7 protein-coding genes and 3 pseudogenes are annotated in these 13,357 nt (G+C 40.4%); 5 read left to right on the forward strand and 5 right to left on the reverse strand.

Features of this window, described 5'->3' with window-relative positions; all coding sequences use genetic code 11:
- Positions 1–100: 100 nt before the first annotated feature.
- The gene (locus A5482_RS08340; protein ID WP_069791027.1) at positions 101–2,515 is read right to left on the reverse strand and encodes a phosphoketolase family protein; all 2,415 of its coding nucleotides are present in this window, start codon (positions 2,513–2,515) and stop codon (positions 101–103) included.
- Between the two features lie 446 nt (positions 2,516–2,961).
- On the opposite strand from A5482_RS08340, the gene lipB reads away from it, so the two are divergent.
- Together lipB and A5482_RS08350 are read left to right on the forward strand one after the other, a co-directional pair.
- Positions 2,962–3,615, forward strand: a complete 654-nt coding sequence (lipB, locus tag A5482_RS08345; protein ID WP_069791028.1) for a lipoyl(octanoyl) transferase LipB — start codon at positions 2,962–2,964, stop codon at positions 3,613–3,615.
- A 70-nt stretch (positions 3,616–3,685) separates the two neighbouring features.
- Positions 3,686–4,111: a hypothetical protein gene (locus A5482_RS08350; protein WP_069791029.1), complete on the forward strand. Its 426-nt coding sequence runs from the start codon at positions 3,686–3,688 to the stop codon at positions 4,109–4,111.
- A 6-nt stretch (positions 4,112–4,117) separates the two neighbouring features.
- Here the strand turns inward: A5482_RS08350 and A5482_RS08355 are convergent, their stop codons facing one another.
- Complete coding sequence (locus A5482_RS08355) at positions 4,118–5,272, reverse strand: cysteine desulfurase family protein (RefSeq protein WP_069791030.1); 1,155 nt, start codon at positions 5,270–5,272, stop codon at positions 4,118–4,120.
- A gap of 165 nt (positions 5,273–5,437) precedes the next feature.
- On the opposite strand from A5482_RS08355, the gene A5482_RS08360 reads away from it, so the two are divergent.
- Positions 5,438–6,262: a hypothetical protein gene (locus tag A5482_RS08360; RefSeq protein ID WP_069791031.1), complete on the forward strand. Its 825-nt coding sequence runs from the start codon at positions 5,438–5,440 to the stop codon at positions 6,260–6,262.
- A 402-nt stretch (positions 6,263–6,664) separates the two neighbouring features.
- Positions 6,665–7,669, forward strand: a complete 1,005-nt coding sequence (locus A5482_RS08365) for a pentapeptide repeat-containing protein (protein ID WP_069791032.1) — start codon at positions 6,665–6,667, stop codon at positions 7,667–7,669.
- On the opposite strand, the pseudogene purL reads toward A5482_RS08365, so the two are convergent.
- From purL to A5482_RS08380, 3 pseudogenes are all read right to left on the reverse strand, one after another.
- A pseudogene (gene purL / locus A5482_RS08370) lies at positions 7,670–9,523 on the reverse strand (phosphoribosylformylglycinamidine synthase subunit PurL); the annotation flags it as partial.
- A 24-nt stretch (positions 9,524–9,547) separates the two neighbouring features.
- A pseudogene (locus tag A5482_RS08375) lies at positions 9,548–10,936 on the reverse strand (LAGLIDADG family homing endonuclease); the annotation flags it as partial.
- Positions 10,919–11,383, reverse strand: a pseudogene (locus A5482_RS08380) (AIR synthase related protein); the annotation flags it as partial. The pseudogenes A5482_RS08380 and A5482_RS08375, both read right to left, overlap by 18 nt.
- A gap of 220 nt (positions 11,384–11,603) precedes the next feature.
- Between A5482_RS08380 and cimA the strand changes: the two are divergent.
- Positions 11,604–13,232 (forward strand): citramalate synthase, encoded by a 1,629-nt coding sequence (cimA, locus tag A5482_RS08385; RefSeq protein WP_069791034.1) that lies wholly within the window; start codon positions 11,604–11,606, stop codon positions 13,230–13,232.
- Positions 13,233–13,357 lie beyond the last annotated feature (125 nt).

Here is a 13,357-nt window from a genome sequence, read left to right on the forward strand (position 1 = left end):
AAGGGGTTTAAACCCCTTGTTCATAAGAGTCTTAATAAAACAAGAGCTATAATTAATTTCGCCAACCTACTTGACCCCTTGCCTTACTTGGTAGTAATTCCTAAAAAGGCCATTGCCAATTGCGCATTTCTTCCTTATCAATACCATGGGTATGGGCATAGTTAAGATTATCGATGATTTCATTTTTCATCAATTCTTTAAGGTATCCCGCCCTAGAGCCTAGTTTTGGCACACGGTCAATGACATCAATAACTAAATTGAAACGATCAATTTGGTTTTTAATAGCCAACTCAAGGGGAGTATTAATATTACCTTCTTCCTTATAACCTCTCACATGGAGACGCTCAGGATTAGGATGACGGTAAGCTAGTTTATGAATTAACCAAGGATAACCATGGAAATTAAAGATAATGGGTTTATCTTCGGTGAAAAGGGTGACAAAGTCTCGGTGAGATAAGCCGTGGGGATGTTCGGTTTCATCTTGCAATTTGAAGATGTCCACCACGTTAACAAATCTCACTTTTAAATCGGGACATTCTTCCCTTAAAATGGCAGTGGCGGCGAGGGCTTCCATGGTAGGTACATCACCGCAGGATGCCATAATCACATCTGGCTCGTTGGCTTGACCTTTTTCATGGTCATTCCCTGCCCAATCCCAAATACCAATGCCTTTGGTACAGTGTTTGACGGCTTCATCGATGGTGAGGTATTGCAGATGGCTTTGTTTGTCGGCGACGATGACGTTGACATAGTCTTTACTACGCAAACAGTGGTCAATGACGCTCAATAAACAGTTGGCATCAGGGGGAAAATATACCCTAGTAACATCGGCACTTTTATTGGTGACTAAGTCCACAAAACCTGGATCTTGGTGAGAAAAGCCGTTGTGGTCTTGTCTCCAGACGGTGGAGGATAGTAAGATATTAAGGGAAGATACGGGCGATCGCCAAGGTACATGATTTTTACATATATCTAACCATTTAGCGTGTTGGTTAAACATGGAATCAATGACATGGGCAAAGGCTTCGTAGGTGTGAAATAAACCATGGCGCCCTGTCAAGAGATAAGTTTCGAGCCATCCTTCCAGGGTATGTTCACTCAACATTTCCATTACCCTACCATCGGGGGAAAGTTCTCCCCCATCTTCATCTTCGGGTAAATAATCCGCCATCCATACCTTTTTGGACGCTTCATAAATGGGATGGAGACGGTTAGAAGCAGTTTCATCGGGGCCAAATACCCGAAAACTGGTCATATTACGAGCCATAACATCTCGCAAGAAAATCCCCATGGCTTTGGTGTTTTCAAAACGAGTTTTACCAGGAGAGGTAATTTGTAGGGCATATTCAGAATCTTTAAAATCAGGCAAATCAAGATCTTTTCTTAATAATCCCCCATTGGCAATGGGATTGGCACTCATACGCCTAGCCCCCTTCGGTGCTAATTCTCGTAATTCGGGAATCAAGGTACCATTTTCATCAAATAACTCCTCTGGTTTATAACCTCTCATCCACTCCTCTAATAGGCGTAAATGTTCTGTGTTGCTGTGCATATTACCCATGGGAACTTGGTGCGATCGCCAAAAATTCTCCACCTTATGACCATCCACATTTTTAGGCCCAGTCCACCCCTTCGGAGAACGAAAAACGATCATCGGCCATCTAGGACGCTTAGGCACACCACTGCTTCTTGCTTCTGACTGAATTTCTTTGATTTTATTAACACACTCCTCAAGGGTTTTAGCCATCTTTTGGTGCATAATTTCAGGGTCATCCCCTTCCACAAAATAAGGCTCATAACCATAACCTACAAATAGAGAGTGTAACTCCTCATGGGAAATCCGAGACAAAATAGTAGGGTTAGCAATCTTATAACCATTGAGGTGCAAAATCGGCAACACTGCCCCATCACGGATAGGATTAATAAACTTATTAGAGTGCCAAGAAGTCGCCAAAGGACCAGTTTCCGACTCCCCATCACCCACCATCACCACGGAGATAAGATCAGGATTATCTAATATAGAGCCGTAGGCGTGGGATAAACTATAACCCAACTCTCCCCCCTCATGAATCGAACCGGGGGTTTCTGGGGTTACATGGCTACCAATATGGCCGGGGAAAGAAAACTGTTTAAAAAACTTGCGCATCCCTTCCTCATCCATGCTTTTATCTGGATAAATCTCGGAATAAGTACCTTCTAAATATACAGGGGCAAGAATACCAGGGGCCCCATGGCCAGGCCCTGCCAAATAAATCATGTTCAAGTCATACTTGTTAATAAGGCGATTGAGATGCACATATACAAAACTCAATCCGGGGCTAGAACCCCAGTGACCTAATAATCTATACTTAATATCTTCTGGTTTTAGATGTTCTTTTAAAAGAGGATTAGAACGCAAATAGATCATTCCTACCGCCAAATAGTTACAGGCGCGCCAGTAGGCATCTATTTTTCTCAGTTCCTCGGAGTCTAACACTAAGGACTCTTGATTTAGTTGTGTGGGAGTTTGAACCATAATTGCAATATACTTTCAGTATTTGTACTCAGTCTAGCATCAGATTTTTTGAGGTTCAACTTTTTTTGCATTTTTTAACTATTGCTTAACCTTGTGTACTTTTTCTGAAAAATGTGCTTATTAAATTAATGTTATAAGAGTATAATTGGCTACTAAAAAAAGATGACAATATTTTTGACAAATACAAATATTATTTAACTCTTTTTGATGATTTAAGACGAATTAATTCATGTTACATCATGATTAATGGGGAGATTTTTAATAATGGATAGTTCTCTTTTTGTTTATTATCATTTTATAATTAATTCTCTATTTTTTTATTTCATGCAAATTTCACCATCTACAATTTGCTAAGAGTTACACTCTGGATAGTTTAACAACTATAATATTAGGTTAAATAAATTATTTTTTTAGTATTTAATTAATTTTTATTTATTTGTTTAATAATGGCAAAAAAAAGATTATTAATCGAGCATTTAGGTATCATGCCCTATGAAAAAGTATGGAATTATCAAAAAAAATTGGTACAAAACAGGTTAGACCATGCCGATTTAGATGATGTTTTATTATTAGTAGAACATCCCACAGTTTATACCCTTGGCACGGGTTCAACCCTTGACAACCTCAAATTTGACCTAAATAATTTTTCTGGTCAGTTGTTTCGCACGGAAAGGGGCGGAGAGGTAACATATCATTGTCTAGGGCAGATTGTGGTGTATCCCATTTTGAATTTACGCAACCATCAGCAGGATTTACATTGGTATTTACGGCAATTAGAAGAGGTGGTAATTCAATTGTTGACTTTTTATGGGGTGGAAGGAGCAAGAATTGAGGGTTTAACGGGGGTTTGGGTGAATGATGAAAAAATCTGTGCCATGGGTATTAAGGTTAAAAGATGGATTACTATGCACGGTTTAGCCCTCAATGTGGACTGTGATTTGGAGGGGTTTGGGCAAATTATTCCCTGTGGGATTCGGGATAAGTCGGTGACGAGGTTGGTTAATTTTGTGCCTGATGTGTCTATGGAGGAGGTTAAGAAACAATTGGTGATGGTGTTTAAAAACGTTTTTGGTTATGATTCAAATCTTGAGAATAGCTAAAGATTTGGGAGGTTTTGAAAATCACGGGTTATGATCGAATGGATCTAAACACCTAACAAAGTAGATATATATGGCATCCCCAGAAGCGGTAAAAAAATATTTGGCCTATTGGTTTCAGTTACAAAAACCAGTGATAATCGCCCGTCAAAATAAGGCTATTTTACCCAAGAGGGTGGTTATGGGCGATCGCTATAGCCTAGAATTTGAGAGATGTTGGGATTTAATTTCAGATCCTGCCACGGGTGATTGTTATGTCAAAGGTACAAACGAAACAATTCAAGAATTGCTTTCTTCTAAGTGGGATATTAGTGATTGCGCCCGTTGTAGTATGCCTGTTCCTATTATTGAGGTTGGGTTTCAAGAGTCTAGTTGTGTGTGTGATGATTTGGATAACTGGCCTAATAATGAATTACCATCTCCCCGAGAGCCTGTGAAAAATACCAAAGCATTGAGTGATATTCACCGCCGTTTAAATCGCACTTCTCGCTCCTGTTAAAAATCATTATCTGCCTGATTTTCGTAGAGCTGTAACCGCATCTAGGGTGGCGTGTGCCACTTTTTTTATTTCTTCCTCAGTGTTAAATCTACCAATGCCAAATCTTAGGGAGGCTTGGGCAAGGGATTTGGAATGACCTAGGGCTGTTAAAACATGGGAAGGCTTGGTTGATTCGGAAGTACAAGCAGAGCCAGAAGAAACCGCAACGGTGGGCTGTAGGGCGAGTAATAAAGCTGAACCATCTACATTTTTAACACTAATATTGAGGTTGTTTGGTAGTCTTTTTTCTAAGTCACCGTTAAGGATAACTCCTTCTAGTTGACTGATTTCTTGCCATAAATAATCTCTCAATTGTTTTTGTTTGAGGTTTTCTGCTTCCATAAGGGCGATCGCCACTTCTACCGCCTTACCAAACCCCACAATATTCGGAGTACACAGAGTACCAGAGCGAATTTTATTTTCTTGCCCTCCCCCCTGAATTTGGGGTGCAATTTTTACCCTCGGATTGCGACGACGAATGTATAAAGCCCCAATACCCTTTGGCCCGTAAATTTTGTGAGCCGTCAAAGACATCAAATCAATATTCATTGATTGCACATCAATGGGGATTTTACCAATAGCCTGAGCCCCATCAGTATGAAAAATAACCCCCCTATCATGGCAAATCTTCCCAATTTCGGCTAAAGGTTGCAACACTCCAATTTCATTATTAGCCGCCATCACGGATACCAAAATAGTATCCTCTCGCATCGTATTTTGTAATAAATCCAAATCCAATAAACCATCTTGATTTACTGGTAAAAAACTTACCTCAAAACCCAAATCCATCAAATATTCGCAAGGCTCAATTACCGCCTTATGTTCCGTTGCCACGGTAATAATATGTTTTCCTCTATCAAAATAAGCCTCCGCCACCCCTTTTATGGCTAAATTATCCGCCTCCGTTGCCCCGCTGGTAAAAACAATTTCACTTTCCTTGGCATTAATGGCGCTCGCAATGATTTCTCTGGCTTGTTTTATTCCCGCTTCTGCTTCCCAACCATAAACATGGGCAACACTAGAGGCATTACCAAAATAATCCGTAAAAAAAGGCATCATCGCCTCCAAAACTCTTTTATCCATGGGAGTGGTAGCATGACAATCTAAATATATTGGACGCATGATCTTAATTGATAATGGATAATTGAGAATAAATTTAATTGTCTATTGTTCATTCTCTATTGTCAATTGTTCTTGGTTTATTCATTAACTTTTTTTGCAATTTTAGGAGATAGCCCAAAATCAGCTAAAATAGAATGTTCATAATCAAATTAACCACTTAACACTATGACTGGAAAAGTAATAGATAGTGGTGCTAACGGTTTACTATTAGTATTACTGCCTTTCGCTCTTATAACCATGGTGGTTTTTGTCGCCTGGCCCCTAATAGTGGGAGCTTTTGCTTTTGCACTAGGGTGGAAGCTATGGCAAACCTACCAATGGCAACAACTATCTACACAAATTGATCCTCTATTTAATCAACTAGTTAACGTCAATAAAGGATGTTTAACTATATTGGATTTATCTTCAAAAACAGGTTTGAGCGCTCGTATATCTAAATGGTATTTAGATCGTAAAAAAGAGGAATATGGAGCGGTAAAAAGACTTTATGATGATCAAGGAGTTGTTTATTATTTTTTAACAGCCAACACTTTGGGCAGTATTCTTGATGATAGTGAAACCGAATCTGCACCAAAAACTAATTTAATCTCTTCATCTGATTCTCATTCTTCTGATGAGAATGCTACCACAGTAATTGAAACTCCGAGCCAATCTTCTGCCGTTGTTGATACTTCGGTTGACGCGGATGATTCATCGACAACCAAAGAATCTATTAGTGACCATAGTAACAAAGGTATCTCTGAGGAGGATGATACTCCTTCTGTAGCCCCCCCAGAGGTGATTAAGTCTGATTTGGGGGAAGTTATCGAGACTTCTACTTTAGTTTTAAATCAAACTGAGTTGGCAAAGCGTCTGGAGGTTAGCCCTAGCACTGTGGGTAAGAGAAAGTTAGATGATGATTTCGGAATTTGGAGTCAAAGTCGAGATCCTGATGGCATTCCATGGTTTTATAAAGAGGAGGAAAAAGAGTTTATTCCTCGGGAGTCTTAGATTTACTTAGAGATATTTTTTTTGGGTTAATTCTTTTTTATCAATCGCGAGAGAGGGGGTTTATGCCCCTTATTATTTGTATTAATATCCGTATTTTTTACGGATTTTTTTTGTATATTTTTGTAACTAAAAATCAAGTTTAGATAACTTTGGCTAGGTTTTATTAATAATAGAACCATTTTTGAAATGGGGATAATATAATTAAAGACAAATAACTCAAGGGAATCACTCAGTATATTGATAATAGTTAAGCTCTGGGGGTTATTTTGATTTGATTAATTTAGGATTAGTTTCTATAAAAAGCATCTGTTTTAGACAAAATAACGATTATCAAGATAATTGTTTTTGGTGCTATTTATCACTGATTAATCTACTTTAACCCCTAGTTTCAGGAGAGAAGAAATGCAAATAAGTGATATACTCAAGCGTTATAATCAGGGCGATCGCGACTTTAGAGAAATCAATCTTAGTAAGAGTAATTTAAGCGGCATGAACTTAAGTTATGCTAATTTGTCTCGCTCTAAATTAATGGAAGCTCATTTGGCTTGGTCAGATTTACAACGATGTTTTTTACTTGAATCTGATTTGCGCGGTGCTTTTCTTTATGGTGCAAATCTTAGTTTTGTAAAGCTCAAAGAAGCTCTATTAATAGAGGCAGATTTAACTAAAGCTGACTTACAGGGCGCTCAACTACACAAAGCAGATTTACAAGGGGCAACCCTCAGCGGTGCGGTATTAAATTGGGTTAACCTTTATATGGCAAATCTACCAGCTGTAAATCTTTGTGGTGCTAACTTGGAAGGGATTAATTTACGGGGTGCTAACTTAGAAAAGGCTAATTTGAATTGGACAAATTTAAGTGGGGCAAGGTTAAGTGGTGCTAATTTGCGAGGGGCAAAACTCTATGGCATTAAGTTAAAAGGGGCTTTTCTCAACGGCTTAGATTTACATGGTATCAATTTTAGTGCCATGGATTTACAAGAGACAAAAATGAGCGGCATGAAACTCTATGGCAGTGATTTTAGTGGCAGTAATATGCAGTCTGCCTATATGCGTCGCAGTGTTTTGGATAAGGCCAATTTAAAAAATGTAGTGTTAAATAAAGGCCAGTTAAAAGGTGCTCAATTTGTTCAAGCAAATTTGATGAAAAGTGATTTGAGTGAAACGGATTTGAGAATGGCGGATTTAAGTTTTACTAATCTTAATTTGGTTAATTTGAAGGGTGCTGATTTAAGTAATGCCAACCTACACGGGGCTTACCTTTGGGGGGCTTGTCTTGATGGGGCTATTGTCAGGGGTGCTAATTTTACAGGAGCAAATTTACGGGATGCTGATTTATCAGGCATAGATTTATCAGATGCAATTCTGACAGGGGCAACCATGCCTGATGGGAAGGTTCATTTATAGTTAATTAAGGCGACGGGCGATCGCACTTTCCCAAGTATCAACCATAGAATCAAGGTCAATATTGATAAGGGATTGAGCGGCAGTATTAATTTCCAAACTATTACCCTTAACCGTGCCAATCTCCTGCCAATTATTAGGTAAATTATCAGCCAAAAACTGTTCCCATGCCTCTTTATTATCAGGAGAAACAGAGACGATAATCGCACTAGCCAACTCCCCAAATAAAGCCGTATCGAAACGACCATCAAAAGTAGGTAAATGAACCACCGCACCCAAATTACCACCGATACAACATTCTGCAAGGGCAACAGTAAAACCACCCTCTGCACAATCATGGGCAGAATTTACCAAACCATGGCGAATCCCCTCACGACAGGCTTTTTGTACCGCTTTTTCTAAATCAAAATTAAGGGTAGGAGGTTTTCCAGCGATGGTGTCGTGGATAGTGGCTAAATATTCAGAAGCCCCCAAACTGGGATTAAAAGCCCCTAGAAAATAAATTAAATCCCCTTCCTGTTGCCATCCTTGCCCTGCAATTTTGGTAATATCAGGAATTAAACCCACCATGCCGATGACAGGGGTAGGATAAATAGGCTGAGGATTACCCTCACTATCCACCGTTTCGTTATAAAGGGAAACATTGCCTCCCGTTACAGGGGTTTCAAACTGACGACAGGCTTCGGAAATACCACTACAGGCGTGATGTAATTGCCAATAACCGATGGGCTTTTCAGGACTACCAAAATTAAGATTATCCGTCACCGCAATGGGTTCAGCCCCCACACAGCTAAGGTTTCGGGCGGCTTCTGCCACTGCCAAAGATGCCCCTAAATGGGGATCCAGATAGACATAACGGGGGTTGCAGTCCGTCGTCGCAGCTATACCCGTTTTCGCCAATTCAGGCTTACCATTCACGGGGCGCACCCTAACAATGGCCGCATCAGCGCCCCCAGGGAGCATGACAGTATTATTTTGTACTTGGTGATCGTATTGGCGATAAATCCACCGTTTAGAGGCGATGGTGGGCTGATCGAGGAGGGTTAAGAGAACCTCAGACCATTTTTGATCTTTTACCCCGTTTTCGTCGCACTCAGGCAATTTTGCTTCGTTCCAAGCCCATGCCTTTTGGGCATATTCGGGGGCTTCGGAGAGTAACTCATGATGATAAACAGGGGTATTGTCCGCTAGGGCGGTGGAAGGCACTTCGGCGGCGATGCTTCCTTGGTGAAGGATACGGACGATTTGCTCTTCGATTACCTCCCCTGCCACCACGGCATGGAGTCCCCAACGCTCGAAAATATCGATTAATTCTTGTTCTCTGCCTTTTTGGGCTACAAACAGCATTCTTTCTTGGGACTCGGAAAGGAGATATTCGTAAGGAATCATCCCTGTTTCTCTGGCAGGGATTTTGTCTAAGTCTAACTCGATGCCCAATCCCCCTTTGGCTGCCATTTCCGAGGTAGAGCAGGTAATTCCCGCCGCTCCCATATCCTGAGCGGCTACTACTGCCCCTGTTTTAAAAGCCTCTAAACAGGCTTCTACTAGGGATTTTTCGAGGAAAGGATCTCCTACCTGTACTGCGGGGCGATCGTCCATAGAATCGTCCGTTAACTCGGCACTGGCGAAACTTGCACCGCCCATACCATCACGCCCGGTGGTAGAACCCACATATAAAACAGGATTACCTACCCCAGAAGCTCCTGATTTGACAATAGTTTCTGTTTCCATCAAGCCGATGGCCATGGCATTAACGAGAGGGTTTCCTTTATAGGCAGAGTTAAAGTAAACTTCTCCCCCCACAGTGGGTACGCCTATACAGTTATGAGTAATAATTCCTGAAGTAGTAACAAATAAATGAGTATTATCTACCTCAATATCATATACAGGATAATTCTCCACCTTTTGAATTTCAATGTCTTTTATTTTGACAAAGGCAACTTGATTGGAAACATGATAACGAGGAAAAGAGTGTTTATTGCCCTGATATTTTTCTAAAGCAGAGGCTAATTGTTGATTTCTTTCTTCACTGAAAACCTTGACGAATTTGGCTAAATTATCAACATTATTAATTTCTAATTGCCATAGGGGTAAAGATTGACATTCTCTTCCTTCAATGGAACATACTTGGGCAGGTTTGCGGTAAATATAAGGAACTACTCCCAAATTTTGTAATAAAAGAGTTGTTTGTTCAAATAATTTTTGGCTAGTGGTGGCAAAACCTATTTTAGCGTGACTACCGCTGGTTTTTGTTGTTAAAGAACCATCTCCTCTCAATAAACCTTTTAATCCTTCTTCCTGTAGTGCCGGTGACCAATTAAAGAAGCAATCAGGGAAAGCTTTGAAGGGTGCTTTATCTCCACATTGCCAAACTTCTTTTAATAAGTATCCGAGTAGCCAAGAAGTGGTACAAACGGCAAACGTGGATTTTCTTTTTTCAACACAGGCTCTTAAACCTAATTTCTCCATCAAGTTAATGACATCTTCTACATATTCTTTTTCGTGAAGTCCAAAGGTAAATATGATTTTATAAGTGTTGCCATTTTGAGAAACACAGCCTTCGGACAAATAATAACCTAATAAACGGGCAAAACCTTCATCTATTTTTAATACTGCTTTCATATAATTAGCTTTACCACTACGGCGATAAATACGTAATTCAGAAAGCTCAACATTGACTAATGATTCTAGTTGACGATAAAGATTGATGGGTAAATATCCTTGTTTTAGATAGCGATGTCTTGGCTCTGAATTGGGTTCAATTTCTTTGAGTTTCGTTTTTAAGGATTCAGTGTGTAATTCACACCAATGATCGGGAAAATCGATGTAAACATCGTCAAAACCATCTTTGAGGAGAGAAATTAGGTTTAAATCTTCTGTTTTTTCTTGACCTGTGGGTAAATTGAGTAATAGAGGGATTAAGTCTCCTTGTTTTAAGTCTTTTGCATCTTTAGTCTGCCATTGTCCGTTTTCGGCTACTAATTGAGGATGATCGGCGGTAACAGTGATTTTTCTGCCTAAAGCGGTTTTTAGGGTGATTAATTGATTAGTGAATCGCTTGTATATACGGCGAATGGGTTGCCAAGTGCTTTCTTGGGTTTCTTGATTGAAGGATAGAGTTTCAATGGAGGTTCCTAGTTCTAAGGTATTCTCATTGGTATGTAATAAATGCTTTTCAACAAAGTTGCCAATGGTATCGAAATGTACTCCTTCATCGTCACGCCAAATGAGGGTTTCTTCTGCTATCAGACAATTTCCGTAGTGACTTATACCTTCTACTACTCCTTGAAAAATTCTTTTGGTGTGGGGGTTGTCTAAATTACCGAAACGAAGGGAGTTTAAAATGGCAATAGGACGAGCGCCCATGGTGAAAATGTCTCTGAGGATACCCCCTACCCCTGTGGCGGCTCCCTGAAAAGGCTCGATCGCACTGGGATGATTATGGGATTCAATTTTGAAGGCAACTTGTAAACCGTCGCCAAAATCTACTACCCCTGCATTTTCCCCAGGCCCTACTAAAATTCTTTCTCCTGTAGTGGGAAACTGAGATAGGAGAGGACGGGAGTTTTTATAACAACAATGTTCTGACCACATTACCCCAAACATCCCTAATTCTGCTCGATTGGGGTGTCTGCCTAAGCGTTGGACTATATCTTCGTATTCAGAAGGTTTCAAGCCTTCGGATGCAATTTCTTCAGGGGTAAAGGGCGCTGACATAAATAATTATTTATTTTCGTGAATTAACGGCTCTATTATCCCATATTCACATATCCTAATCAAACTTTTTTCTTGGCGCTACATTGACAGTAATAACTTATTTGCCATGGGGATAAATGGTCTAAGGTAGAATATGAATAGATGGTTTTATTTATTTACCGTTAAACCATTGCCAGAAAAATTTGCATCTTTTTGAAACAAGTTAAATAAAATAGCTACTATGATTCGGAAAAAAATTTGGCTCTATGATACTACCCTTAGAGATGGCTCTCAACGGGAGGGAATTTCACTATCTCTTAATGATAAATTGCAAATTGTGCGCAAACTTGATGAGATGGGTATTCCTTTCATTGAGGGAGGGTGGCCGGGTGCTAATCCGAAGGATGTGCAGTTTTTTTGGCGTTTAAAAGAAGAGCCGTTGAAACAGGCTCAGATAGTGGCGTTTTGCTCTACCCGTCGTCCCCACAAAAAAGCGGCAGAAGATCCCATGTTGAAGGCGATATTGGCGGCCAACACTCACTGGGTGACTATTTTTGGTAAGTCTTGGGATTTGCACGTTATGGAGGGTTTAAAAACTTCCCTCGATGAGAATATTGCCATGATTCAGGATAGTATCAGCTATCTAATTTCTCAGCAACGGCAGGTGATATATGATGCGGAGCATTGGTTTGATGGTTATAAAGCAAATCCAGATTATGCTTTGGCTACCCTCCAAGGGGCGATCGGCTCAGGGGCTAAATGGTTAGTTTTTTGTGATACCAACGGAGGCACTTTGCCCCACGAAATCGGGCAGATTGTAGGGGAGGTGGTGGATAAGTTAAACCTTGATTTGGATAATCCAGACGGGGTGCAATTGGGAATTCATACCCATAATGATAGTGGTACAGCGGTGGCAAATGCGATCGCCTCTGTCCTGGAAGGGGCAACCATGGTACAGGGAACCATCAACGGTTATGGAGAAAGATGTGGTAATGCCAACCTATGTACCCTCATCCCTAACCTACAATTAAAACTAGGTTATCATTGCCTAGAACCCGAACAACTAACCCAACTAAGCCCTAATAGCCGTCTCATCAGCGAAATTGTCAACCTTGCCCCCGATGACCATGCCCCCTTTGTGGGGCGCTCAGCCTTTGCCCATAAGGGCGGTATCCATGTGTCTGCCGTGGCTAGAAATCCTCTAACTTATGAACACATTGTCCCCGAGGCGATCGGTAATGAACGTCGTATCGTCATTTCCGACCAATCAGGATTGAGCAATGTACTCTCCAAAGCCCAAAACTTTGGCATTGACTTAGACAAAAATAACCCCAAATGTCGAGAAATTTTACAAAGACTTAAAACCCTTGAACATGAAGGCTATCAATTTGAAGCGGCAGAAGCTAGTTTTGAACTTTTGATGCTCGAAGCCTTGGGTAAAAGAAAACAACTTTTTGAAATAAAAGGTTTTCAAGTCCACTCCGACATTACCATTACCGAACAAATACCCTATACCCACGCCCTTGCCACCATAAAATTAGTCATGGGTCATGAAGAATTGTTAGAAGTAGCCGAAGGAAATGGGCCCGTTAGCGCCCTTGATGCGGCCCTGCGCAAAGCCTTGGTGAAATTTTATCCCCAAATAGCTGGATTTTATCTTACCGATTATAAGGTTAGAATTTTAAACAGTACCGCAGGAACAAATGCCAAAACTAGGGTACTGGTAGAATCCACCAACGGGATGCAAAGGTGGACTACGGTGGGAGTATCTACCAATATCATCGATGCCTCCTATCAAGCGGTGGTAGAAGGTTTAGAATATGGTATTAATCACCTTTTGCAAAACTCGGCTACTGTCATGGAAAGTTAATCCATTTATTCGCCGATTAACAATGTACAATGTACAAATCAAGGGAAAATCGAAAATTCAACTTTAATGGATTTTGTTTTTTGGCAACTATCAATTATTAATGGTTTTTCCCGCTCCCCTGTTCT

The organism is Cyanobacterium sp. IPPAS B-1200, from assembly GCF_001747005.2.
GTDB lineage: Bacteria > Cyanobacteriota > Cyanobacteriia > Cyanobacteriales > Cyanobacteriaceae > Cyanobacterium.